Genomic DNA, 23,712 nt, shown 5'->3' with positions numbered 1-23,712 from the left:
GCATCATTTGCCTAAACCCGCCGCATAAACCACGCCGCAATGGATCAATTCGCGAAAGAAACCCTTCCGGTCTCCCTCGAAGAGGAAATGCGCCGCTCCTACCTCGATTACGCCATGAGCGTGATCGTCGGGCGGGCGCTTCCCGATGTGCGGGACGGCCTGAAGCCGGTACACCGGCGCGTGCTCTATGCGATGCACGAGCTCAACAACGACTGGAACCGGGCCTACAAGAAGTCGGCCCGTATCGTCGGCGATGTGATCGGTAAATATCACCCTCACGGCGACACGGCAGTCTACGACACCATCGTCCGCATGGCGCAGGATTTCTCGCTGCGCTATATGCTGGTGGATGGCCAGGGCAACTTCGGCTCCGTTGATGGCGACAACGCTGCAGCGATGCGCTACACGGAAATCCGCCTGTCGAAGATCGCCCACGAGATGCTGCACGATATCGACAAGGAAACGGTCGATTTCGGTCCGAACTACGACGGTTCGGAAAGCGAGCCGCTGATCCTGCCGGCACGCATCCCCAACCTGCTGATCAACGGCTCGTCGGGCATCGCGGTCGGCATGGCGACGAATATCCCGCCGCACAACCTCAACGAGGTGGTTGACGCCTGCCTGCACCTGCTGCGCAATCCCGACGCCACGGTCGATGACCTGATCGAATTGCTGCCGGCACCCGATTTCCCCACGGCCGGCATCATCTACGGTATCCAGGGGGTGCGCGAGGGTTACCGCACCGGCCGCGGCCGGGTCGTCATGCGGGCCAAGACGCACTTCGAGGATATCGACCGCGGGCAGCGCCAGGCGATCATCGTCGATGAGCTGCCCTACCAGGTGAACAAGCGCACGCTGCTCGAGCGCATCGCCGAACTGGTCACCGAGAAGAAGATCGAGGGCATCTCCGACATCCGGGACGAGTCCGACAAGTCGGGCATGCGCGTGGTGATCGAGCTCAAGCGCAACGAAGTGCCCGAGGTGGTGCTCAACAACCTATATAAGAACACCCAGCTGCAGGATACCTTCGGCATGAACATGGTGGCGCTGGTCGACGGCCAGCCGCGCCTGCTGAACCTGCGCCAGATGCTGGAGTGCTTCCTGTCGCACCGGCGCGAAGTGGTTACCCGCCGCACCGTGTTCGAGCTGCGCAAGGCGCGCGAGCGCGGCCACGTGCTGGAAGGCCTGGCCGTGGCGCTGGCCAATATCGACGAGTTCATCGCCATCATCAAGGCGGCGCCCACGCCGCCGGTCGCCAAGCAGGAGCTGATGGCGAAGTCCTGGGACTCGGGCCTGGTGCGCGAGATGCTGGCACGTGCCGAAAGCGACACGCCGGGCGGCCGCGCTTCCTACCGTCCGGATGGCCTGCCTGCCGTGTTCGGCATGCAGGCCGACGGCCTCTATCGCCTGTCGGATTCCCAGGCCCAGGAAATCCTGCAGATGCGCCTGCAGCGCCTTACCGGCCTCGAGCAGGACAAGATTGTCCAGGAATACCGCGAAGTGATGGCGATCATCGCCGATCTGCTCGACATCCTGGCGCGTCCGGAACGGATCACGACCATCATCTCCGACGAACTGGGCGCGATCCGCGCCGAGTTCGGCGACGAGCGACGCTCGCAGATCGAGCTGAACGCCACCGAGCTGGACATGGAGGACCTGATCACCCCGCAGGACATGGTGGTCACGCTGTCGCACAGCGGCTATATGAAGAGCCAGCCGATCTCCGAATACCGCGCGCAGAAGCGCGGCGGGCGCGGCAAGCAGGCGGCAGCGACGAAGGAAGACGACTGGATCGATACCCTGTTCGTGGCCAATACCCACGACTACATCCTGTGCTTCTCCAATCGTGGTCGCCTGTACTGGCTGAAGGTCTACGAGGTACCGCAGGGTTCGCGCAATTCGCGCGGCCGCCCCATCGTCAATATGTTCCCGCTGTCCGACGGCGAGAAGATCAACGTGATCCTGCCGGTGCGCCAATTCGACGCCGAGCACTTCATCTTCATGGCGACGGCGCGCGGTACCGTGAAGAAGACCGCGCTGACTGACTTCTCCAACCCGCGCAAGGCCGGCATCATCGCGGTCGACCTCGATGAGGGGGATTTCCTGATCGGTGCGGCGGTAACCGATGGCCAGCACGATGTGATGCTGTTCTCCGACGCGGGCAAGGCCGTGCGCTTCGACGAGAACGACGTGCGTCCGATGGGGCGCCAGGCACGTGGCGTGCGCGGCATGAATCTGGAGGAAGGCCAGAGCGTGATCGCCATGCTGGTGGCGCCGGCGGAATCCGCCGACGCTGTCGACGGCGAGGCTCCGGCCGTGACCGTGGGCAGCGTGCTGACCGCCACTGAGAACGGCTACGGCAAGCGTACCCCCATCTCCGAATACACTCGACATGGCCGCGGTACTAAGGGCATGATTGCGATCCAGACGAGCGAGCGCAATGGTCGGGTGGTGGCCGCGGCACTCGTGGCGCCGGAGGACGAGATCATGCTGATCACCACCGGCGGCGTGCTGATCCGCACCCGTGTCGCCGAGATCCGCGAGATGGGTCGCGCCACGCAGGGCGTGACGCTGATCAACGTCGACGAAGGTACCAAGCTGTCGGGTCTGCAACGCATCGTGGAAACGGATGGCGACAACGCCGGCGCCGGCGATGAAGCCGGGGCCGACGACGCGGATGCCGAGACGCCGGGCGGTGACGAGCCTGGCGCGGCGAGCTGATCGGGCCGGATCCGCATCGTTCACGCTGTAAAGACTTGAAACAGTAATCGGACTTTTCACCGGAACTCGACCGGTGGGGTCCGGACTAACCGAGACATATTTACCAGGGAGTCATAATGCTCAAAACCACTCGTCAATTCGCCGTTCTGGCGGCCTCCGTCTCCGCGCTCATGCTGGCGCCGTACGCGCACGCACAGGATGCGGACAAGACGGCCGCGATCAAGGAACTGCTGACGGTGATGCAGGCCGACCAGGTCGTCAAGAACCAGGGCGAGATGTTCCAGCAGAATGCCAAGCAGGACGCGCCGGCCGTGCTGGAGCAGGTGCTGATCGAGAACAAGACGCTGAACGACAAGCAGAAGCAGGCTGTGGTCGACAAGCTGAAGAAGAACGGCGCGGTCCAGCGCATGGTCGACGGCGCGGGCCAGGCCTTCACCACCGATGCCTTCAAGAAGGACGCGATCCAGGCCCACTACGAGGCTTTCGGCAAGTACTACAGCACCCAGGAACTCAAGGACCTGACCACCTTCCTGAAGTCGTCGACCGGCCAGAAGTTCATGACCAACCAGGGCAAGGCGACCCAGGAGATCTGGGGCTCGACCATGCAGAAGTACGGTCCGCAGGTCGGCAAGGCCATGCGTGACGCCGCCGAGAAGGAAATCGCCGCTGCTGCGAAGTAAGCACTGGCGGATGCCGGAGCCGGGCCTGCGTTCAGGTGATTCCGGCGCCGCGCCGCGCAACGCGGGGCGGGTTTGAGTGATAATGGCTGCTTGGGTAACACCGGCAGCCATTTTTCTTTCATGAACGATCCTCAGAATCCAGCCCTTGCCGCCATGATGCAGCGCGCCGTGGCAGAGCGTGTCTACAATTTCTCTCCCGGTCCGGCAGCGCTGCCGGCCGAGGTGCTGCAGCAGGCGGCCGAGGAGATGCTGTCCTGGCATGGCTCCGGCGTTTCCGTGATGGAGATGAGCCACCGCAGCCGCGAGTTCGAAAGCATCCTGGCCCAGGCCGAGGCGGACCTGCGCGAACTGCTGCAGGTGCCCAAGGATTACCGCATCCTGTTCCTGCAGGGCGGCGCCATCGGCGAGAACGCCATCGTGCCGCTGAACCTGATGCGTCGCCTCGACGCCGAGCGGCCGAAGGCCGACTTCGTCGTGACCGGCACCTGGTCGGTCAAGACCGAGCAGGAGGCGCGCCGCTACGGCGAGGTCAATATCGCGGCTTCCAGCGTCGAGCAGAAGTTCGTGCGCATCCCCGATGTGGCGGACTGGAAGCTGGCCGACGATTCGGCCTACCTCCACCTGTGCACCAACGAGACCATCGTCGGCGTCGAGTTCCAGGAGGTGCCCGAGGTCGGGCAGAAGCACGGGCGCGTGGTGGTGGCGGATGTATCCAGCCACATCCTGTCGCGTCCGGTCGACTGGTCGCGGCTGCAGGTGGTCTATGGCGGTGCGCAGAAGAACATCGGCCCCGCCGGCGTGACCATCGTCATCGTGCGCGAGGACCTGCTCGGCCATGCGCATCCGCTGTGCCCGTCCGCCTTCAATTGGCGACTGGCCGCCGAGCATGGCTCGATGTACAACACGCCGCCGACCTACGCCATCTATATTGCCGGCCTGGTGTTCCAGTGGCTCAAGCGCCAAGGTGGTGTGCCCGCCGTCGAGCAGCGCAATATCGCCAAGGCCAAGGCACTGTACGATTTCCTCGACCAGAGCGCGTTCTACCGCAACGAGATCGATCCGAGCTGCCGTTCGCGCATGAACGTGCCGTTCTTCCTGGCCGACGAATCCCGCAACGAAGCCTTCCTGGCCCAGGCGCGCGCCGCCGGGCTGGTGCAGCTCAAGGGCCACAAGTCCGTGGGCGGCATGCGGGCGAGTATCTACAATGCGATGCCGCTCGAGGGCGTGATGGCGCTCATCGACTTCATGCGCGAATTCGAGCGCAGCGCGGCCTGAGTGCCGCTGAGCCGCGGGCGGGTGCCCGCGGCACGCTGCCGGACCGCGCGGCCTTTCCCGTTCCGCCCCGCCGGGGGCGGGCCAGCAGATTCCACACATGACAAGCCAAGACAAGCAAGACGCCGCCGAGGAGACACAGCCGGCCGGCAGCCAACCCAGTGCGGCCGAACAGGCCCTGTCGGTCGAACTCGCGCCGCTGCGCGAGCAGATCGATACCGTGGATCGCGAACTGCTCGCCATGCTCAACCGCCGCGCCCAGCTCGCGCTGGACGTGGGCGAGGTGAAGAAGAAGTACGGTGCGCCGGTGTTCCGCCCCGAGCGCGAACTGCAGGTGATCCGCAAGGTGCAGGGAGCCAATCCCGGACCGCTGCTGGGTGAAAGCGTGGCGGCGATCTGGCGCGAAGTGATGTCGGCATGCCGCGGCCTGGAGAAGCCGCTGGAGGTTGCCTTCCTGGGGCCGGTCGGCACCTTTACCGAGCAGGCGCTCTACGCGCACTTCGGCCACGAGGTCAGCGGCGTGCCGTGCCCGAGCATTGACGAGGTGTTCCGCGCGGTCGAGGCCGGCACCGTCGAGTATGGTGTGGTGCCGGTCGAGAATTCGACCGAGGGCGCGGTATCGCGCACGCTCGACCTGTTCCTGCAGACCTCGCTGAAGATCAGCGGCGAGATCGCGCTGAAGGTGCATCACAACCTGATGGCCTCGTCGCCCGACATGAAGGGTGTGACCGTGGTGCGCGCGCATGCGCAGGCGCTGGCCCAGTGCCAGCACTGGCTGAGCGCCAACTACCCGCACCTGGAGCGGCAGGCGGTGTCGAGCAATGCCGAGGCTGCGCGCATGGCGAGCGAGGATCCGAGCGTGGCGGCGATCGCCGGCGAACAGGCCGCCAACCGCTACCACCTGCACATCGTGCGCTCCCATATCCAGGATGATCCGCACAATCGCACGCGCTTCGTGGTGATCGGTCGCTACGAGACCGAGCCGTCCGGCAGCGACCAGACCTCGCTGATCCTGTCGGTGCCGAACAAGGCCGGCGCGGTCTACCAGCTGCTGGCGCCGCTGGCCCAGAACGGTGTGTCGATGTGCCGCTTCGAGTCCCGACCCGCACGCAGCGGTGCCTGGGAGTATTACTTCTACGTCGACGTCGAAGGCCACCAGCGCGAGCCATCCGTGGCGCAGGCGATCGACGAACTGCGCCGCAACGCGGCCTACCTGAAGGTGCTGGGTTCCTACCCGTCCAGCAAGTAGGCGCCGGCGCATCGGCTGCTGGCGGGTATCGTGCACGGTGGAAGGCCGCAGTGCATGGCGATGTGCGGTTTCGCTGCCGATCCATCACGCATCACTGATCAGAACAGAACCAGGAGAAGACATGGCAGAGCAGGGCGGCAACGTGCGATTCGGGCCGGACTATGTGCGGGCGATTTCCCCCTACGTGGCCGGCAAGCCGATCGCCGAGGTGGCGCGCGAGTTCGGGCTGGACGAGGCGGGCATCGTCAAGCTGGCCTCCAACGAGAACCCGCTCGGCATGCCGGAGTCGGCGCGCCGCGCCGTCGCGGCGGCGGCCGCGGACCTCGGGCGCTATCCCGACGCCAACGGCTTCGAGCTGAAGGCGGCGCTGTCGGCTCGCTTCGGCGTGCCGGCCGACTGGCTGACGCTCGGCAACGGCAGCAACGATATTCTTGAGCTGGCGGCGCACGCCCTGGTGCAGCCGGGCGAAGCAATCGTCTACGCGGAATACTCCTTCGCCGTCTACGCGCTCGCCACGCAGGAAGTCGGCGCGCGCGCCATCGAAGTGCGGGCGCGCGACTACGGCCACGACCTCGACGCGATGGCAGCCGCCATCACGGCCGACACGCGGCTGGTCTTCATTGCCAATCCCAACAATCCGACCGGCACCTTCCTGCCGGCCGGGCAGATTGCCGCCTTCCTGGCCAAGGTGCCGTCGCATGTGGTGGTGGTGTTGGACGAGGCTTACAACGAATACCTGGAGCCTGCGCAGCAGTACGACTCCATCGAGTGGGTGCGCCGGTATCCGAATCTGCTGGTGTCGCGTACCTTCTCCAAGGCCTATGGCCTGGCCGGGCTGCGCGTCGGCTACGCGGTCGCCCAGCCCGCGCTGACCGACCTGCTCAACCGTATCCGGCAGCCGTTCAACGTCAACAGCCTGGCCCAGGCGGCAGCCATCGCGGCGCTGGGCGATGCGGCCTTCCTGCGCGAGAGCGCGGAGCTGAACCGGGCCGGCAAGGCCCAGTTGGCCGGGGCCTTCGAGCGCCTCGGCCTCGAATATGTACCCTCGTCCGGCAACTTCGTGCTGGTGCGCGTCGGTGATGACGACGAGGCCGGCAACCGCGTGAACCTGGCCTTGCTCAAGCAGGGCGTGATCGTGCGTCCGGTCGGTGGCTACAAGTTGCCTCGCTGGCTGCGCATCACCGTCGGCCTGCCCGAGGAGAACGCGGCCTGCATCGCCGCGCTCGAGACCGCGCTGAAGTAACGCACTCGGCGCGTCGCCATGTTTCCGGGGGATCGTCCCCCGGCGCAGGGCGGGCAGGCCAATCCCCGGCGGTGCGAAAACGCGCGCGCGACCGGCTACAATATCGGATTCCCGAAATTTCCTCGCCTGGCAGGCAGCGTATTCCCGTGTCCGCTCTTCATTTTTCCCGTGTCGTCATCGTCGGTGTCGGCCTGATCGGAGGTTCGCTCGCGCTGGCGCTCAAGCGGGCCGGTGTGGCCGGCAAGGTGATCGGTGTCGGGCGCTCCCGGGCCTCGCTCGAGCGGGCCCAGGCACTGGGCGTGATCGACGAAGCCGCGCCGCTGGAGGTTGCGGCCAAGGGCGCCAGCCTGATCGTGCTGTGCGCGCCGGTGGCGCAGACCTTCGCCTTGCTGCACGCGCTCGAGCCGCATCTCGAGCCGGGCACCATCGTCACCGATGCCGGCAGCACCAAGTCCGACGTCATCATGGCGGCCAAGACCGCGCTGGGCGACAAGGTGGCGCAGTTCGTTCCCGCCCATCCGATCGCCGGGCGCGAGCTCAACGGCGTCGAGGCCGCGCTGGCGGGGCTCTATGAAGGCAAGAAGACCGTGCTGTGCCCGCTGCAGGAGAACGCGCGTGCGGATGTCGCCGCCGTGCGGGCGATGTGGGAAGCGGCAGGCGCCGATTGCCACGTGATGTCCGCGGTCCAGCACGATGCCGTGTTCGCGGCCGTCAGCCACCTGCCGCACGTGTTGTCCTACGCGCTGGTGGCCCAGGTGGCCAATGCCGAGGACGCCGCACTGAAACTGGATTTCGCCGGCGGCGGCTTCCGCGACTTCACCCGCATCGCGGCGTCATCGCCGGAGATGTGGCGCGACATCTGCGTGGCGAACCGTGATGCGTTGCTGCGCGAGATCGCCACCTACCAGTCCGTGCTGGCGCACCTGAAGGCGCGGATCGAGGCCAGCGACGGCGAAGGCCTGGAACGCGTCTTCGCGCGCGCCAGCCAGGCGCGGCTCGCCTGGGGCGCCCAGCGCGCCGCCGCTGCCAACGTCGAACCGTGATGCCGGCCGGCGCGGCAAGCCGTGCCGCGCCGCTGCGCAGTGCCCGCCAGTCCCCACCCGCTAGCCAGTCAATCAGCCACCATGGAACACCTTACGATCGGTCCTCTCACCCGTGCCGCCGGCACGGTCCGCCTGCCGGGCTCCAAGAGCATCTCCAACCGTGTGCTGCTGCTGGCCGCCCTGGCCGACGGCGAGACGCGCGTGCGCGATCTGCTCGATTCGGACGACACGCGGGTGATGCTGCAGGCCCTCCAGGCGCTGGGCGTGGCCTGGCGGCAGGACGGTGCCGATTATCTCGTGAGCGGCACCGGCGGCGGATTCCCCATCAAGTCGGCCGAGCTTTTCATGGGCAATGCCGGCACCGCGATCCGTCCGCTGACCGCGGCGCTGGCGCTGCAGGGCGGCAGCTACCGCTTGTCCGGCGTGCAGCGCATGCACGAGCGGCCGATCGGTGACCTGGTCGATGGCCTGCGCCAGGTCGGCGCGCGCATCGACTACCTGGGCACGGAGGGCTATCCTCCGCTGGCGGTGCATCCGGCGTCGATCCGCATCGATGGGCCGATCCGCGTGCGCGGCGACGTTTCCAGCCAGTTCCTGACCGCGCTGCTGATGGCGCTGCCGCTGGTGCAGGCGCCCGATGGCCGCATCGTGATCGAGGTGGTGGGCGAGCTGATCTCCAAGCCCTATATCGAGATCACCCTGAACCTGATGGCGCGTTTCGGCGTGGTGGTCGAGCGCGATGGCTGGTCGCGCTTCGTGCTGCCGGCGGGGGCGCGCTACCGCTCGCCTGGCGAGATCTTCGTCGAGGGCGATGCCTCGTCGGCGTCCTACTTCCTGGCGGCTGGCGCCATCGGCGGCGGCCCGCTGCGCGTGGAGGGTGTCGGCATGGCCAGTATCCAGGGGGACGTCCGCTTCGCCGATGCGCTCAATCGCATGGGTGCCAACATGATGGCGGGCGACAACTGGATCGAGGTGCGTGGCACCGAGCGCGACGATGGCGGCCTGCATGCCATCGAGCTCGATTGCAACCACATTCCCGACGCGGCGATGACGCTGGCGGTAGCCGCGCTGTTCGCCAAGGGCACCACCACGCTGACCAACATCGCCAGCTGGCGGGTCAAGGAAACCGACCGCATCGCGGCGATGGCGAAGGAATTGCGCAAGCTCGGCGCGGAGGTGGAGGAGGGCGCGGACTACCTGCGCGTGACGCCGCCGCAGCAATGGCAAAGTCCGGCCGAGGGCATCGACACCTATGATGATCATCGGATGGCGATGTGTTTTGCGCTGGCGGCCTTCGGGCCGCTGCCGGTGCGCATCAATGAGCCGGGCTGCGTGGCGAAGACCTTCCCCGACTACTTCCAGGTCCTGGCCGGCGTCGCACGCTGAGGCGCCGCCGGGCACCGTATCAGCCGCCCGGCATGGCATCCGCCGCGGCGGGCGCAGCCGGTTCCGCCGGTCCTGCCGCATGGGCGCGGGCTTCGCGCCGTGCCCAGAAGCGTTCGAAGAAGTAGTGGGCCACGGTGTTGACGGCCGGCTCGATGAAGGTGATGGCGCCGCTGATGGCCAGGCTGCCGGTCAGCGCGTAGGTGACGCTGAAGGCGATGCCGAGGTGCATGACGCCGAACGACAGGGTTTTGGCCATGGTAGATTGCCTTGCGCGATGAGGGTCCGTAAATGGCACGCAGCGGGAGGTCATTCGATCCAGCGTGTGCACCATGACCAAATGATAATGATTCCTATTTGCTTTTCAAGGCAATTATTTTTGTTGTTGTAATCAAAAATGACTATCGTTGATGTCATCACCATCGATGGACCCACGGCTTCCGGCAAGGGTACTGTCGCGCACAAGGTCGCCGATGCGCTGGCCTTCCACCTGCTCGACAGCGGTGCCTTGTACCGGCTGGTGGCGCTGGCCAGCGTGCGCGTGGACATCGACGTCCAGGATGTCGAGGCGCTTGCAAAACTGGCGGCCAGCCTCGATGTCAAGTTCGGCCCGGACCGGGTCTGGCTGGCTGGCGAGGAAGTGAGCCTGGCGATACGCGCCGAGGCGATCGGCAACCGCGCCTCGGCGCTCGCGGTGCATCAGCCGGTACGCGACGCCCTGACCAGGCTGCAGCGCGACTTCCGCAAGCTGCCGGGGCTGGTGGCGGACGGGCGCGACATGGGCACCGTGATCTTTCCCGACGCCGGGCTGAAAGTGTTCTTGACGGCAAGCGCCGAGGCACGCGCCCGGAGACGCTATAAACAATTGATTGATAAGGGGATTTCTGCTAATATCGAAGACCTTTTGCGTGACCTCGAGGCGCGCGACGCGCGGGATCGTACCCGTGCCGCCGCGCCGCTGCGTCCCGCCGAAGATGCGCGGCTGCTCGATACCTCCGACATGACGGTGGAGCAGGCGGTTGCGCAGGTGCTCGCGTGGCATGCCGAAACGCGCGCGTGATGCTTCACGCGGCCGGCGTGCCATCAGGCGCCGAGGCGGCTTGCCCGGTCGATGACGGCCGGCGCCGGCTTTTGTTCAACCTGACCCCGCTGCATTGGCAGACTGTGCGCGATCCTCGCGCCGGCCAGCGTACTGCGGATTGTTAACCTACGTTTATGTCCGACCTGCAAACTAACGAATCCTTTGCCGCACTGTTCGAGGAATCGATCGCCCGCTCCAATATGAAGGCTGGCGAAGTGATCTCCGCTGAAGTCGTGCGCATCGACCACAACTTCGTGGTCGTCAACGCCGGCCTCAAGTCCGAGGCTTTCGTGCCGGTGGAGGAGTTCCTGAACGACCAGGGCGAACTCGAAGTGCAGGCCGGCGACTACGTCTCCGTGGCCATCGACGCGCTCGAGAACGGCTATGGCGACACCATCCTTTCGCGCGACAAGGCCAAGCGCCTGGCCTCGTGGCTGAACCTCGAGAAGGCCCTGGAAGACGGCGAGATCATCTCGGGTACCGTGACCGGCAAGGTCAAGGGCGGCCTGACCGTCATGGTCAACGGCATCCGCGCCTTCCTGCCCGGCTCGCTGGTCGACGTGCGTCCGATCAAGGACACCACGCCGTACGAAGGCAAGACCCTGGAATTCAAGGTCATCAAGCTGGATCGCAAGCGCAACAACGTGGTGCTGTCGCGCCGCGCCGTGGTGGAAGCGACCCTGGGCGAAGAGCGCCAGAAGCTGATGGAAACCCTGAAGGAAGGCGCCATCGTCAACGGTATCGTCAAGAACATCACCGACTACGGTGCGTTCGTTGACCTGGGCGGCATCGACGGCCTGCTGCACATCACCGACCTGGCATGGCGCCGCGTCCGCCACCCGAGCGAAGTGCTGTCGGTTGGCCAGGAAATCACCGCCAAGATCCTCAAGTTCGACCAGGAAAAGAACCGCGTCTCGCTGGGCGTGAAGCAACTGGGCGAAGATCCGTGGGTCGGCATCTCGCGCCGCTACCCGCAAGGCACCCGCCTGTTCGGCAAGGTGACCAACCTGACCGACTACGGCGCGTTCGTCGAGATCGAAGCCGGCATCGAAGGCCTGGTGCACGTGTCGGAAATGGACTGGACCAACAAGAACGTGGCCCCGTCCAAGGTTGTCCAGCTGGGCGACGAAGTCGAAGTCATGGTGCTGGATATCGACGAAGACAAGCGTCGTATCAGCCTGGGCATGAAGCAGTGCAAGGCCAACCCGTGGGACGATTTCAGCCGCAACCACAAGAAGGGCGACAAGCTGTCGGGCCAGATCAAGTCGATCACCGACTTCGGCGTGTTCATCGGCCTGCCCGGTGGCATCGACGGCCTGGTCCACCTGTCCGACCTGTCCTGGAACGAAGCCGGCGAAGAAGCCGTGCGCAAGTACAAGAAGGGCGACGAAGTGGAAGCCGTGGTGCTGGGTATCGACGTCGACAAGGAACGCATCTCGCTGGGTATCAAGCAGCTGTCGGGCGATCCGTTCAACAACTTCATCTCGGCCAACGACAAGGGCTCCATCGTGACCGGCACCATCAAGGCGGTGGATGCCAAGGGCGCCGTGGTGCAGCTGGCTGACGACGTGGAAGGCTACCTGCGCGCTTCGGAAATCGCGGCTGACCGCGTGGAAGATGCTCGCAACGTGCTGAAGGAAGGCGAACAGATCACCGCCCTGGTGGTGAACGTCGACCGCAAGTCGCGCAACATCAACCTGTCGATCAAGGCCAAGGACAACGCAGAGCAGCAGGAAGCGATGCAGAAGTTCCAGGCCGATACCAGCACTGCCGGCACGACCAACCTGGGCGCGCTGCTGAAGGCCAAGCTGGGCCAGGACAACCAGTAAGCGCTGGTTCCACGCGTAGCGGATGCCCATGACCAAGTCCGAGCTCGTCGAAAAACTGGCTGGCCGTTTCCCGCAGCTGCTGCTGCGCGATGCGGACATTTCGGTGAAAACGATCCTCGACGCGATGTCCGATGCGCTGGCCGACGGCCATCGCATCGAGATCCGCGGCTTCGGCAGCTTCGGTCTGAACCGGCGTCCGCCGCGCGTTGGCCGCAATCCCAAGTCCGGCGAACGCGTGCTGGTGCCCGAGAAACGGGTGCCGCACTTCAAGGCGGGCAAGGAATTGCGCGAGCGCGTGGACCGTTCGCTGCTGCGGTCGCCGGTCAACGGCGGCAGCGGTGGCGGCGGTGCGCATGCCGCCCATGGCCAGGCCGGGCAATCGGCCCAGGCGGGTGGCAGCGCGCTGTTGGACGGCGGGCTGAACCTGGTCCGCTCCTGAGCGGGTCCGCTCCGCGGCTGTCTGCAAAAGCGCTCCTGACCGGAGCGCTTTTTTCATTGGGGCCGCCGGCATCTCTTGCCGCCGTGTGGCGTGCCTGTCATGTTTCGTCACAGATTGCAGGCAAGGGCTTACCTTCGGCGCCGAACGATTCCGTTACAATGCCGGGAATTCGCCGCAAGTGCCGTGGCGCCGGCTCCTGAACGCGCTTTTCTAGTCCATCCTTGCTCGCATGAAACTTGTTGCCTGGACCATCCGCATCGTGCTGTTCGTGCTGCTGTTCGTGCTGGCACTGCGAAATACCGGCGAGGCGGCGCTGCAGTTGTTTTTCGGCGCAGTCTGGCACGCGCCGTTGATCCTGATCCTGCTTGCCGCCTTCGCGCTCGGCATCGTCGCCGCGCTGATCGCGGTCGCGCCGGCGCTGATGCGCCAGCGCATGGAGGCCAGCCGCTTGCGCCGTTCGCTGGATGCGGCACGCGCGCAGCAGGCGGCAGAGAGCAGTGAGCGCGGGACGGGCGTTCCCTACAACATAATGGGACCGAAAGTCTGAGTCATGATGTTTGAAACCTGGTGGCTGCTGGGACTGCCGCTCGTCTTCGGCCTGGGCTGGGTAGCCGCGCGTTTCGACGTGCGCCAGCTGCTGAGCGAGCAGGGGGCGCTGCCGCGCTCCTACTTCAAAGGCCTCAATTTCCTGCTCAACGAGCAGCCTGACAAGGCCATCGACGCCTTCATCGAAGTGGCCCGGCTCGATCCGGAAACCACTGAACTCCATTTCGCGCTGGGGGCGCTGTTCCGCCGGCGCGGCGAGACCGAGCGCGCCATCCGCGTGCATCAGAACCTCGCCAGTCGTCCCGACCTGCCCGAGTCCGAACGCGAACACGCCTTGTACGAGCTGGGGCAGGACTTCCTGCGGGCGGGGCTGCTGGATCGCGCCGAGGAGTCGCTGCGGCGCCTGATGTCCGGCCCCTATGCCGCATCGTCCAAGCGGGTGCTGCTCGAGCTGTACCAGGTCGAGAAAGAATGGAAGAAGGCGATCGACGCCGCGCGTGAGCTGCAGGGGCTCGAGCAGAAGGACTACAGCGTGCAGATCGCGCAGTTCTGCTGCGAGCTGGGCCAGGAGGCGCTGCAGCGCAAGCAGCCCGAGCAGGCGGTGCAGTGGCTGCATCAGGCACTCAAGGAGAACCCGAAGAACGTGCGCGCGCCGATGCTGCTGGGCGACGTGTCCTCCGCCGCCGGCGATCCTGCGGCGGCGCTGGAGCACTGGCTCGGCATCGAGCGGCAGGATGCCGCCTTCGTGCCGCTGGTGGCCGACCGCGTGGTCAAAGCCTACCACCAGCTGGGACAGCAAGGACGCGCGCTCGACTGGCTGCATGGCCTGCTCAAGGGCAATCTGGCTCCAGAGCTGCTCGACACGGCCTATCGCGCCGAACTGGAGGCAAACGGGGCGGCCGCCGCGGTGACGCTGATGCGCGACCAGTTGCGCCGCCAGCCTTCGCTGCTGGCGCTGACACGCTATTTCGAGGCGCAGGCCGAACTGGGCCGGCAGGAAGCGCCGGCACAGGAGGCGGCCGGCGCCACCGCGACCGCCACGCCGGTTGCCGACCAGGGCCAGGAGGCCGCTGCCATCGGCAAGCTGCTGCAGGCCCGCACGCGCAACCTGGCGCGCTACACCTGCCGCGAGTGCGGATTCCGCGCCCGGCTCTTCTATTGGCAGTGCCCCGGCTGTGCCCGCTGGGAAACCTATGCGCCGCGCCGCACCGAAGCGCTGGGCTGAGTCCGGCCGCCTGCGCGCGCACCCGAATCTGGAGTACGAACAATGAAAGTCACCATCATCGGCAGCGGCTACGTCGGCCTCGTGACCGGTGCCTGCCTGGCCGAGCTGGGCAACGATGTCTTCTGCCTGGACGTCGACGAACGGAAGATCGCCCTGCTCAACGCGGGCGGCGTGCCTATCTACGAACCTGGCCTGAAGGAACTGATCGAGCGCAACCGTGCCGCCGGCCGGCTGACCTTCTCGACCGATATCGCCGCCAGCGTCGAGCATGCCGACGTGCAGTTCATCGCGGTCGGTACGCCGCCCGACGAGGATGGCTCCGCCGACCTGCAGTATGTGCTGGCCGCCGCGCGCAATATCGGCCGCTACATGACCGGCTTCAAGGTGGTGGTGGACAAGTCCACCGTGCCGGTCGGCACCGGCGACCGCGTCGCCGCGGTGATCCGCCAGGAGTTGGCCGCACGCAACCTGGAAGACCTGCAGTTCTCCGTGGTGTCGAATCCGGAGTTCCTCAAGGAAGGGGCGGCGGTCGAGGATTTCATGCGCCCCGACCGCATCGTGCTGGGCTGCGACGACGACGTCGCCGGCCGCCACGCCAAGGCCATCATGCGGCAGTTGTACGCACCCTTCAACCGCAACCACGAGCGCACCTTCTACATGGACGTGCGTTCGGCCGAGTTCACCAAGTACGCGGCCAACTCCATGCTGGCCACGCGCATCTCGTTCATGAATGAGCTGGCCAACCTGGCCGACGAAGTGGGGGCGGATATCGAACTGGTGCGCCTGGGTATCGGCTCGGACCCCCGCATCGGCTACAGCTTCCTCTATGCCGGTGCCGGCTACGGCGGCTCATGTTTTCCCAAGGACGTGCAGGCGCTGATGCGCACGGCTGCCGCTTACGGCAAGCCGCTGCGCGTGCTGGAGGCGGTCGAGGCTGTCAACGACGCGCAGAAGGCGATCCTGGGGCGGAAGGTGGTGCGCCGCTTCGGCGAAGACCTGGCGGGGCGCACCTTCGCCCTGTGGGGGCTGGCCTTCAAGCCCAATACCGACGATATGCGCGAAGCCCCTTCGCGCGTGCTGGTGCGCGAGCTGGTCTCGCGTGGTGCGGCGTTGCGTGTGCACGATCCGGTGGCGATGGAGGAGGCCCGCCGCGTGATGGCGATGGACCTTGCCGACATCGATGGCGGCATGGCGCGCGTGCACTTCTGCGAGCAGCAGATGCCGGCGCTGGAAGGGGCTGACGCGCTGATCATCATGACCGAATGGAAGGTGTTCCGCAGTCCTGACTTCGCGCAGATCCGCGCGCGCCTGAAGGCGCCGGTGATCTTCGATGGCCGTAACCTGTACGAGCCGGAGGCCATGCAGGAGGCGGGCATCGAATACCACGCGATCGGACGGCCCTCGACGGCCGCGGCCGCAGAGCAATAGCCCACGAGGCAAACGGGTATGCAAGCCAGCCGCCCCGCTGACGGGCCGGGCGGCGTTGCCAAGGGAAGCCGATGAACAAGACCGTGATTCCGCAGGAGCAGATCCGCCAGGCCCGCATTCTGGTGGTCGGCGACATGATGCTCGACCGCTACTGGTTCGGCGATGTCGAGCGCATTTCACCGGAGGCGCCGGTGCCGGTGGTGCAGATCAAGCGCAGCGACGAGCGCCTGGGCGGCGCCGCCAACGTGGCGCGCAACGCTGCTGCGCTGGGCGCGCGCGTGGGCATGCTGGGCGTGATCGGCGACGACGAGCCGGGCCGCATGCTGGAGACCTTGCTGGAGGCCAGCGAGGTCAAGCCGTACCTGCACCGCGATGCGAACGTCAATACCACTATCAAGCTGCGCGTGGTGGCGCAGCAGCAGCAACTGCTGCGCGTGGACTTCGAGAAGCCGCCGACGCACGAAGTGCTGCGCTCGGTGCAGGACCGCTTCCAGTCGCTGCTGGCCGAGCACGAGGTACTGGTGCTGTCCGACTACGGCAAGGGCGGCCTGGCGCACGTCGGCCGCATGGTGGAGGCCGGTCGGGCCGCCGGCCGCGCGGTGCTGGTCGACCCGAAGGGCGACGACTACTCACGCTACCGCGGCGCCACGCTGATCACGCCCAACCGCGCCGAGATGCGCCATGTGGTGGGCGCGTGGAAGACCGAGGCCGACCTGACCGTGCGCGCGCAGAACCTGCGCCGCGACCTGCAGCTCGAGGCGCTGCTGCTGACGCGCTCGGAGGAGGGCATGACGCTCTATACCGAGACCGAGGTGCTGCACGTGTCGGCGCAGGCGCGTGAAGTCTATGACGTATCCGGTGCCGGCGATACGGTGATCGCCACGCTGGCGGCCATGCTCGGCGCCGGCGTGCCTCTCAAGGAAGCGGTGCAACTGGCCAACCGGGCCGGCGGCATCGTGGTGGGCAAGCTGGGCACGGCCGTGGTCAGCTACGCCGAACTGTTCGGCGCGGCGGGCTGAGGGCGCAACGTGCCCGCACAGCACCCGTCGGACCTGTTGGACTAGTTGGATTCGTTGGAACGACCATGACCATCATCGTGACCGGCGCTGCCGGCTTTGTCGGCAGCAACCTCGTCAAGGGCCTGAACGAGCGGGGCGAGGACAACATCATCGCCGTGGATAACCTGACGCGGGCGGACAAGTTCCACAACCTCGTCGACTGCGAGATCCGCGACTACCTCGACAAGGAAGACTTTCTCGCCCGCCTGGCGCGCGGCGAGTTCGGCAAGATCCGCGCGATCTTCCACGAGGGCGCCTGCTCCGACACCATGGAGACCGACGGGCGCTACATGATGGAGAACAATTTCCGCTACACCCAGACGCTGCTGCGGCATTGCCTGGACCTCGGCGCACAGTTCCTCTATGCCTCGTCGGCCGCCACCTATGGTGCCTCGCAGACCTTCCGCGAGGAGCGGGCCTACGAGAAGCCGCTGAACGTTTACGGCTATTCGAAGTTCCTGTTCGACCAGGTGGTGCGCCGCACGCTGCCGGGTGCGCTGTCGCAGATCGTCGGTTTCCGCTACTTCAATGTCTATGGTCCTCGCGAGGACCACAAGGGCCGCATGGCCTCGGTGGCCTTCCACAACTTCAACCAGTTCCGCAGCGAAGGCATCGTCAAGCTGTTCGGCGAATACGGCGGCTATGCCCCCGGCGGCCACAGCCGCGATTTCATTTCGGTCGAGGATGTGGTCAAGGTCAACCTGTTCTTCCTCGAGCATCCGGACAAGTCCGGCATCTTCAACCTCGGCACCGGCCGCGCCCAGCCCTTCAACGATATCGCCACCACGGTGGTCAACACGCTGCGTGAGGCCGAGGGCAAGCCGGCGCTGAGCCTGGCGGAAATGACGCAGGAAGGGCTGCTCGAGTACATCAAGTTCCCTGACGCGCTGCGCGGCAAGTACCAGTGCTTCACCCAGTCGGACATGTCGCGCCTGCGCGCAGCCGGCTATGACCAGCCCTTCCTGACGGTGCAGGAAGGCGTGGCGCGCTATTGCCGCTGGCTGCTGCAGCGCGGCTGATCCGGCCGGGTCGTTCCGGGGCCCGCCCCCGCGACGGACACATCCCGGTGCGGATGGTGTCAACTTGTGTGGCCGATCGACGCACAGCCGCCCGCTGCCTCTTATCCTGCGCTGGACCCGCCTCTTGCGGCGAGGTCCTGAGCAACCGGATAGGAGAGTCATCCATGAGCAAACGAGCCTTGCTGGCCGTGTTGGGCGCACTGGCCTTTTCCCTGGGCAGCGCCGCCCACGCGGTCGACGTCAACAACGCCGACGAAGCGGCGCTGCGCACCATCAAGGGTATCGGGCCGGCCACGGCGGGCACCATCATCGAGGAACGCAGTCGGAACGGGCCCTACAAGGATGCCGACGACTTCGCCCAGCGCGTCAAGGGCGTGGGACCGAAGTCGGTGGTGCGGCTGCAGGAGCAGGGCCTGAGTTTCGGCTCGCGCCCGGCTCCGGCGGCGAAGAAGGACGCCAGGCCGGACCCGAAGGCCGGTGCCAAGGCGGTGGCCAAGCCCGCACGCTGAGCGCGGCCGCGCCCTGGCGGCACCGTTTCGCGGCGCCGTCTCATGCAAGCCCCGGCATGTCCGGGGCTTTTGCTTTGGCGCCGCCGGGCGCTGGCCGCGTCCGGTCGTTCCGGGCAACTGGCATGACTCGTGCTCCGACGCAAGCTCGGGCGTTCCGCCGGACCGCTGGCGCGGAGTATCATGCGGACGCCGCCGGGGCTTCGCCATGGCGGAGCGGGTAGAGGCGGCGGAGCTGGCCACCGCCGATAGAGACAGTGAAGAGCGGTCCGGGCGCCAGCCGCCAGGTGGAAGGCGTACTCGCAACGATGCATTCATAAGAGCGGCACCGGCAGCACCGGTAGCACTGACAGCACTGACAGCACTGACAAGAGAAGCAGATCGGGAGAAAAAACAGATGCAGAACGAAGAGATCGGCGGCACGGGCTTCTTGCCGAAATGGAAGCTGAAGACCGAGGGCGTGATCGCCCCGGACGAGCGCCTGCCAGCGGGGCAGACGCTGCTGGCGGGGATCCAGCACGTGGTGGCCATGTTCGGCTCGACCGCGATCGCGCCCATCCTGATGGGCTTCCCGCCGAATATCGCCATCCTGTTCTCCGGTATCGGCACCCTGATCTTCTTCCTGTGCGTGCGCGGCCGCGTGCCCAGCTACCTGGGTTCGAGCTTTGCCTTCATCGCCGTGGTGATCGCTGCCACCGGCTATGGCGGCAGCGGCCCCAACGCCAATATTCCGCTGGCGCTCGGCGGCATCATCGCCGCCGGTGCCTTGTACACGGTGATCGGCCTGGTGGTGCAGGCGATCGGCTATCAGTGGGTGGAGCGCCTGATGCCGCCGGTGGTGACCGGCGCCATCGTCGCGGCCATCGGCCTGAACCTGGCGCCGGTGGCGGTCAAGGCCGTCAGCGGCGGTTCGCTCGACACCTGGGTCGGCCTGCTGACCGTGTTCGCGGTCGGCCTGGTGGCAGTGCGCATGCCCGGTATGCTGGGCCGCCTGCCGGTACTGCTGGGCGGCTTGGCAGGCTACCTGCTGTACTGGCTTGCCACCAATGTGATGGGGCTGGGCAAGCCGATCGACTTCTCCGGCGTGGCGAGCGCGGCCTGGTTCGGCCTGCCGGTGTTCACCGCGCCGGTGTTCGACGCCAATGCGATGTTGCTGATCGCCCCGGTGGCCATCGTGCTGGTGGCCGAGAACCTCGGCCACATCAAGGCCATCGGCGTGATGACCGGCCGCAACCTGGATCCCTATATCGGCCGCGCCTTCATCGGCGATGGCATCGCCACCATGATCTCGGCCAGCGGCGGCGGCACCGGCGTGACCACCTATGCGGAGAACATGGGCGTGATGGCGGTGACGCGCATCTACTCCACGCTGATCTTCGTGGTGGCGGCCGCGGTGGCTCTCGTGCTGGGCTTCTCGCCCAAGTTCGGCGCACTGATCCTGACCATTCCCGGACCGGTGATCGGTGGCCTGACCATCGTCGTGTTCGGCCTGATCTCGGCCACCGCTGGCCGTATCTGGGTGCAGAACCATGTGGACTTCTCCAGTTCCCGCAACCTGATCACGGTGGGCGCCACGCTGACCGTGGCCGCCGGCGACCTGACGTTGAAGCTGGGCGGCATGACCCTGGGCGGCATCGGCACCGCCACCTTCGGCGCGATCCTGCTCTACCACCTGCTCGGCAAGGGCCGCGAGCAGGGCTGAGCGCCGACCGTCCCTTGCCGGGGCGTCGCCGGCAAGGGACAGGCCGCTGCATTACAATGTCCGCCGACATTGATGATCCAGCACCATGGCCTACAAGACGATCGAAGACACCATCGGCAACACCCCGCTGGTGCAACTGCAGCGCATCCCCGGGGCGGGCAACGCCGAACGCGGCAATGTGATTCTCGGCAAGCTCGAGGGCAACAACCCGGCCGGCTCGGTCAAGGACCGGCCCGCCGTGTCCATGATCGCCCGCGCCGAGGCGCGCGGCCGCATCAAGCCGGGCGACACCCTGATCGAAGCCACCTCGGGCAATACCGGTATCGCGCTGGCCATGGCGGCGGCGATCCGCGGCTACAAGATGGTGCTGATCATGCCCGAGGACCTGAGCCTCGAGCGCCGCCAGAGCATGGCGGCCTACGGCGCCGAGATCCTGCTCACGCCCGTCAAGGGCGGCATGGAGTATGCGCGCGACCTGGCGGAGTCGATGCAGCGCGAGGGCAAGGGGGTGATCCTCGACCAGTTCGCCAATCCGGACAACCCATTGGCGCACTACGAGACCACGGGTCCCGAGATCTGGCGCGATACGGAAGGGCGCGTCACGCATTTCGTCTCCGCCATGGGGACCACCGGCACCATCACCGGCGTGTCGCGGTACCTGAAAGAGCAGAATCCCGCCATCCAGATCGTCGGAGCGCAGCCGGCCGAGGGGTCGCGCATTCCGGGCATACGTAAATGGCCGGAAGCCTACCTGCCCAAGATCTACGATCCGAAGTTCATCGACCGCACCGAGCCCGTCAGCCAGGCGGATGCCGAGCACATGGCGCGCCGCATGGCGAGCGAGGAGGGCATCTTCTGCGGCATCTCGGCGGCTGGCGCGCTGTGCGTTGCCCTGCGCGTTGCCGAGGAAGTCGAGAATGCCACCATCGTCTTCGTGGTGTGCGACCGCGGCGACCGCTACTTGTCGACAGGCGTGTTCCCCGCCTGAGGCTGGTCTTGCGCCGCTCGTTCTGCAGCCCCCTCCGGATTGCGGGAGAGCAACCGTGTCAAGCCGCGCCGTGGGACCGGCGGCGTCGGCGCACCGCCGGGGCATTTTCCCGTTTCCTGCCGTCTCAGCCCATCGCCGCCTTGACGGCCTCTCCCAGCTCGTACACCGCGAGCGCATAGAAGAAGCTGCGGTTGTAGCGCGTCAGCACGTAGAAATTGCGCAGCCCGACGCGGTATTCGGTCGGCTGGTCCGGCGTGGGCAGGTCGGCGATCAGCACGCCGGTTTCGCCTTCGCTCGCCAGGTCGATGGGTTCATCCACACGCAGCCCGGCCTTGAGCAACTGGTTCAGCGTGCGCGTGGGCCAGGGTTCGCCGTCGGCCGCGGCGGCGGCCACGCCCCGGCTGCCGTCGTCGCCGGCGATGCGCCACACCACCGGGCGGCCCGCTTCCCAGCCGTGCAGCTGGAGAAAGCGGCCGACGCTGCCGATGGCATCCGTGGGGCTGTTGCGCAGGTCGACGTGGCCGTCACCGTCGTAGTCGATGGCGTACTCGCGCAGGCTGGTCGGCATGAACTGCGGGATGCCGACGGCGCCGGCATAGGAGCCCAGCACGGAGAAGACGTCGGTGCCGGTGTCGCGGCACCACAGCAGGTAGTCGGACAGCTGGTTGCGGAACATCGCGCTGCGCGCGTCCCGGTTGGGCGTGGCGGGGTAGTCGAAGGCCAGCGTGGAGAGCGAGTCCATCACGCGGAAGGTGCCCATGTCGCGGCCGTAGATGGTCTCCACCCCGATGATGCCGACGATCACCGAGGCGGGCACACCGAACTCGGCCTCGGCGCGGCGCAGCGTGGCGCGGTTCTGCTGCCAGAAGCGCACGCCGGCGTTGATGCGGATCGGTTCGATGAAGCGCGAGCGATAGGCGCGCCAGCTCTTGCGTCCTGGCGTGGCCGGCGGCAGGATCAGGCGTGCCACGGTCGCCGAATACACGGTCTGGCCGAACCAGTCGGCGAGCTGTTCGCGCGCGAAGCCGTGGCGGGTCGCCATGTCGTCGATGAAGGCCTGCGTCTGCGCGTTGTCGCGGTAGCGTCCGGGCTCGATCTCCTCTTCGCGCAGGGCGACACGGCGCTTGCCGGCGGCCATCGACAGGGGGGAGAGGCCGCACAGGCCCAGGCCCGCGGCGGCGATCGCGGCGCCCAGCAGCGGGCGGCGCAGGGAACGCTGTGAATCGGTCATGTTGTCCTTTGCAAGTGCGCTTGAGTATAGCGGATGCGGCGTCCACGCCGCGCGCATTGGGCGGGACCGGCCTCCTGTGCTAACGTAGCGATTGGAGACAAATTTACCCCGCCACGGGCCTGACAAGAGCAGAGCATGCCGACCGGCTACTACACCCATCCGTCCTTCCTGTTGCACGAGATGGGGCATTTCCATCCCGAATGCCCGGAGCGGCTGCAGGCGATCGAAGACCACCTGATCTCGCACGGTCTCGACGGCCTGCTGGACCGGCGCGAAGCGCCGCCGGCCACCGCCGCGCATCTCGAGCGCGTCCATCGTCCCGACTATCTCGCCGCGCTGGCCGCGGCGAGCCCGGCCAGCGGCTACCACCCGATCGATCCCGATACGCTGATGAACCCCCGCACGCTGGAGGCGGCCGCGCACGCGGCCGGCGCCGCGGTGGCGGCGACCGATGCGGTGATCGCCGGCGAGCTGGAGAACGCCTTCTGCTGCGTGCGGCCGCCGGGCCACCATGCCGAGCCCGACCGCGCCATGGGCTTCTGCTTCTACAACAATGTGGCGATCGCTGCGCGGCACGCGCTGGAGGCGCACGGGCTGGAGCGGGTCGCCATCGTCGACTTCGACGTGCACCACGGCAACGGTACCGAGGCGGCCTTCCGCGGCGAGCGGCGCGTGCTGATGTGCAGCTTCTTCCAGCACCCGTTCTATCCCTACAGCGGCGCGGAAACGATCGCGCCGAACATGTCGAACATCCCGTTGCCGGCCTACTCGAACGGCATGGCGGTGCGCGAGGTGGCCGAGACGATCTGGCTGCCCCGGCTGGAGGAGTTCAAGCCGCAGATGCTGTTCATCTCGGCCGGCTTCGATGCCCATCGCGAGGATGATATGGGGCAGATGGGCCTGGTCGAGCAGGACTACGCCTGGATCACCGAGCGCCTGCTCGAAGTGGCGCGTCGCCACGCGCAGGGACGCATCGTCAGCTGCCTCGAGGGGGGCTACAACCTGAGTGCGCTGGCGCGCAGCGTGGCCGCGCACCTGAAAGTGCTGATGGAGGGCTGACGGCGCGCCC

At 66.7% G+C, this 23,712-nt stretch carries 21 protein-coding genes; 19 read left to right on the top strand and 2 right to left on the bottom strand.

The features are described from left to right. Positions 1–39: 39 nt before the first annotated feature. From gyrA to aroA, 7 genes are all read left to right on the top strand, one after another. Positions 40–2,721 (top strand): DNA gyrase subunit A, encoded by a 2,682-nt coding sequence (gene gyrA, locus BKK79_RS05820; protein ID WP_071011629.1) that lies wholly within the window; start codon positions 40–42, stop codon positions 2,719–2,721. A gap of 116 nt (positions 2,722–2,837) precedes the next feature. Beyond that, on the top strand, positions 2,838–3,401 hold the full coding sequence (locus BKK79_RS05815) for a DUF2059 domain-containing protein (protein ID WP_071011631.1): 564 nt from the start codon (positions 2,838–2,840) through the stop codon (positions 3,399–3,401). A 120-nt stretch (positions 3,402–3,521) separates the two neighbouring features. After that, entirely contained in the window at positions 3,522–4,676 is a 1,155-nt protein-coding gene (gene serC / locus BKK79_RS05810; protein ID WP_071011632.1) for a 3-phosphoserine/phosphohydroxythreonine transaminase, read from the top strand. 97 nt (positions 4,677–4,773) lie between these two features. Continuing rightward, positions 4,774–5,922 carry a prephenate dehydratase gene (gene pheA / locus BKK79_RS05805; RefSeq protein ID WP_071011634.1) on the top strand — a complete coding sequence of 383 codons (1,149 nt, stop codon included), beginning with the start codon at positions 4,774–4,776 and terminating at the stop codon, positions 5,920–5,922. 121 nt (positions 5,923–6,043) lie between these two features. Next, entirely contained in the window at positions 6,044–7,165 is a 1,122-nt protein-coding gene (gene hisC, locus BKK79_RS05800; RefSeq protein WP_071011636.1) for a histidinol-phosphate transaminase, read from the top strand. Between the two features lie 146 nt (positions 7,166–7,311). Next, the gene (locus BKK79_RS41475) at positions 7,312–8,208 is read left to right on the top strand and encodes a prephenate dehydrogenase (protein ID WP_071037304.1); all 897 of its coding nucleotides are present in this window, start codon (positions 7,312–7,314) and stop codon (positions 8,206–8,208) included. Positions 8,209–8,289: 81 nt separating this feature from the next. Beyond that, entirely contained in the window at positions 8,290–9,594 is a 1,305-nt protein-coding gene (gene aroA / locus BKK79_RS41470) for a 3-phosphoshikimate 1-carboxyvinyltransferase (protein WP_071011639.1), read from the top strand. A gap of 19 nt (positions 9,595–9,613) precedes the next feature. Here aroA and BKK79_RS05785 read toward each other — a convergent pair whose 3' ends face one another. Continuing rightward, a complete protein-coding gene (locus BKK79_RS05785) occupies positions 9,614–9,850 on the bottom strand; it encodes a DUF2061 domain-containing protein (protein WP_071011641.1) in 237 nt (78 codons plus the stop codon). Between the two features lie 138 nt (positions 9,851–9,988). Here BKK79_RS05785 and cmk point away from each other — a divergent pair, with 138 nt between their 5' ends. From cmk to cysM, 11 genes are all read left to right on the top strand, one after another. After that, the gene (cmk, locus tag BKK79_RS05780) at positions 9,989–10,651 is read left to right on the top strand and encodes a (d)CMP kinase (protein WP_071011642.1); all 663 of its coding nucleotides are present in this window, start codon (positions 9,989–9,991) and stop codon (positions 10,649–10,651) included. Positions 10,652–10,806: 155 nt separating this feature from the next. Next, positions 10,807–12,501, top strand: coding sequence for a 30S ribosomal protein S1 (gene rpsA, locus BKK79_RS05775; RefSeq protein WP_071011644.1), 1,695 nt, complete (start codon positions 10,807–10,809; stop codon positions 12,499–12,501). A gap of 28 nt (positions 12,502–12,529) precedes the next feature. After that, the gene (locus BKK79_RS05770; RefSeq protein ID WP_071016182.1) at positions 12,530–12,940 is read left to right on the top strand and encodes an integration host factor subunit beta; all 411 of its coding nucleotides are present in this window, start codon (positions 12,530–12,532) and stop codon (positions 12,938–12,940) included. 229 nt (positions 12,941–13,169) lie between these two features. Beyond that, on the top strand, positions 13,170–13,487 hold the full coding sequence (locus tag BKK79_RS05765; protein ID WP_071011646.1) for a LapA family protein: 318 nt from the start codon (positions 13,170–13,172) through the stop codon (positions 13,485–13,487). Between the two features lie 3 nt (positions 13,488–13,490). Next, a complete protein-coding gene (lapB, locus tag BKK79_RS05760) occupies positions 13,491–14,711 on the top strand; it encodes a lipopolysaccharide assembly protein LapB (protein WP_071011647.1) in 1,221 nt (406 codons plus the stop codon). A gap of 42 nt (positions 14,712–14,753) precedes the next feature. Further along, a complete protein-coding gene (locus BKK79_RS05755) occupies positions 14,754–16,139 on the top strand; it encodes a UDP-glucose dehydrogenase family protein (protein ID WP_071011649.1) in 1,386 nt (461 codons plus the stop codon). 71 nt (positions 16,140–16,210) lie between these two features. After that, positions 16,211–17,158: a D-glycero-beta-D-manno-heptose-7-phosphate kinase gene (gene rfaE1, locus BKK79_RS05750; RefSeq protein ID WP_071011651.1), complete on the top strand. Its 948-nt coding sequence runs from the start codon at positions 16,211–16,213 to the stop codon at positions 17,156–17,158. 65 nt (positions 17,159–17,223) lie between these two features. Further along, the gene (gene rfaD, locus BKK79_RS05745) at positions 17,224–18,216 is read left to right on the top strand and encodes an ADP-glyceromanno-heptose 6-epimerase (RefSeq protein WP_071011652.1); all 993 of its coding nucleotides are present in this window, start codon (positions 17,224–17,226) and stop codon (positions 18,214–18,216) included. A gap of 164 nt (positions 18,217–18,380) precedes the next feature. Further along, complete coding sequence (locus BKK79_RS05740; protein ID WP_071011654.1) at positions 18,381–18,725, top strand: ComEA family DNA-binding protein; 345 nt, start codon at positions 18,381–18,383, stop codon at positions 18,723–18,725. Positions 18,726–19,119: 394 nt separating this feature from the next. Next, positions 19,120–20,424, top strand: coding sequence for a solute carrier family 23 protein (locus tag BKK79_RS05735; protein ID WP_071011655.1), 1,305 nt, complete (start codon positions 19,120–19,122; stop codon positions 20,422–20,424). Positions 20,425–20,509: 85 nt separating this feature from the next. Beyond that, positions 20,510–21,412, top strand: a complete 903-nt coding sequence (cysM, locus tag BKK79_RS05730; RefSeq protein WP_071011657.1) for a cysteine synthase CysM — start codon at positions 20,510–20,512, stop codon at positions 21,410–21,412. 124 nt (positions 21,413–21,536) lie between these two features. On the opposite strand, the gene mltB is transcribed toward cysM, so the two are convergent. Next, complete coding sequence (gene mltB / locus BKK79_RS05725) at positions 21,537–22,643, bottom strand: lytic murein transglycosylase B (RefSeq protein WP_071011658.1); 1,107 nt, start codon at positions 22,641–22,643, stop codon at positions 21,537–21,539. Positions 22,644–22,778: 135 nt separating this feature from the next. Here mltB and BKK79_RS05720 point away from each other — a divergent pair, with 135 nt between their 5' ends. Beyond that, entirely contained in the window at positions 22,779–23,702 is a 924-nt protein-coding gene (locus BKK79_RS05720) for a histone deacetylase family protein (RefSeq protein ID WP_071011660.1), read from the top strand. Positions 23,703–23,712 lie beyond the last annotated feature (10 nt).

It is taken from the genome of Cupriavidus sp. USMAA2-4 (assembly GCF_001854305.1).
GTDB classification, from domain to species: Bacteria; Pseudomonadota; Gammaproteobacteria; order Burkholderiales; family Burkholderiaceae; genus Cupriavidus; species Cupriavidus malaysiensis.
The sequence above is the reverse complement of the archived record's forward strand: the minus strand, read 5'-3'. Positions and strand labels throughout refer to the sequence as shown.

What these genes read in the sequence shown, in the direction of transcription:
- gyrA (WP_071011629.1), top strand. Translation starts at nt 40, where the DNA reads ATGGATCAATTCGCGAAAGAAACCCTTCCGGTCTCCCTCGAAGAGGAA.
- BKK79_RS05815 (WP_071011631.1), top strand. Translation starts at nt 2,838, where the DNA reads ATGCTCAAAACCACTCGTCAATTCGCCGTTCTGGCGGCCTCCGTCTCC.
- serC (WP_071011632.1), top strand. Translation starts at nt 3,522, where the DNA reads ATGAACGATCCTCAGAATCCAGCCCTTGCCGCCATGATGCAGCGCGCC.
- pheA (WP_071011634.1), top strand. Translation starts at nt 4,774, where the DNA reads ATGACAAGCCAAGACAAGCAAGACGCCGCCGAGGAGACACAGCCGGCC.
- hisC (WP_071011636.1), top strand. Translation starts at nt 6,044, where the DNA reads ATGGCAGAGCAGGGCGGCAACGTGCGATTCGGGCCGGACTATGTGCGG.
- aroA (WP_071011639.1), top strand. Translation starts at nt 8,290, where the DNA reads ATGGAACACCTTACGATCGGTCCTCTCACCCGTGCCGCCGGCACGGTC.
- BKK79_RS05785 (WP_071011641.1), bottom strand. Translation starts at nt 9,850, where the DNA reads ATGGCCAAAACCCTGTCGTTCGGCGTCATGCACCTCGGCATCGCCTTC.
- cmk (WP_071011642.1), top strand. Translation starts at nt 9,989, where the DNA reads ATGACTATCGTTGATGTCATCACCATCGATGGACCCACGGCTTCCGGC.
- rpsA (WP_071011644.1), top strand. Translation starts at nt 10,807, where the DNA reads ATGTCCGACCTGCAAACTAACGAATCCTTTGCCGCACTGTTCGAGGAA.
- BKK79_RS05770 (WP_071016182.1), top strand. Translation starts at nt 12,530, where the DNA reads ATGACCAAGTCCGAGCTCGTCGAAAAACTGGCTGGCCGTTTCCCGCAG.
- BKK79_RS05765 (WP_071011646.1), top strand. Translation starts at nt 13,170, where the DNA reads ATGAAACTTGTTGCCTGGACCATCCGCATCGTGCTGTTCGTGCTGCTG.
- lapB (WP_071011647.1), top strand. Translation starts at nt 13,491, where the DNA reads ATGATGTTTGAAACCTGGTGGCTGCTGGGACTGCCGCTCGTCTTCGGC.
- BKK79_RS05755 (WP_071011649.1), top strand. Translation starts at nt 14,754, where the DNA reads ATGAAAGTCACCATCATCGGCAGCGGCTACGTCGGCCTCGTGACCGGT.
- rfaE1 (WP_071011651.1), top strand. Translation starts at nt 16,211, where the DNA reads ATGAACAAGACCGTGATTCCGCAGGAGCAGATCCGCCAGGCCCGCATT.
- rfaD (WP_071011652.1), top strand. Translation starts at nt 17,224, where the DNA reads ATGACCATCATCGTGACCGGCGCTGCCGGCTTTGTCGGCAGCAACCTC.
- BKK79_RS05740 (WP_071011654.1), top strand. Translation starts at nt 18,381, where the DNA reads ATGAGCAAACGAGCCTTGCTGGCCGTGTTGGGCGCACTGGCCTTTTCC.
- BKK79_RS05735 (WP_071011655.1), top strand. Translation starts at nt 19,120, where the DNA reads ATGCAGAACGAAGAGATCGGCGGCACGGGCTTCTTGCCGAAATGGAAG.
- cysM (WP_071011657.1), top strand. Translation starts at nt 20,510, where the DNA reads ATGGCCTACAAGACGATCGAAGACACCATCGGCAACACCCCGCTGGTG.
- mltB (WP_071011658.1), bottom strand. Translation starts at nt 22,643, where the DNA reads ATGACCGATTCACAGCGTTCCCTGCGCCGCCCGCTGCTGGGCGCCGCG.
- BKK79_RS05720 (WP_071011660.1), top strand. Translation starts at nt 22,779, where the DNA reads ATGCCGACCGGCTACTACACCCATCCGTCCTTCCTGTTGCACGAGATG.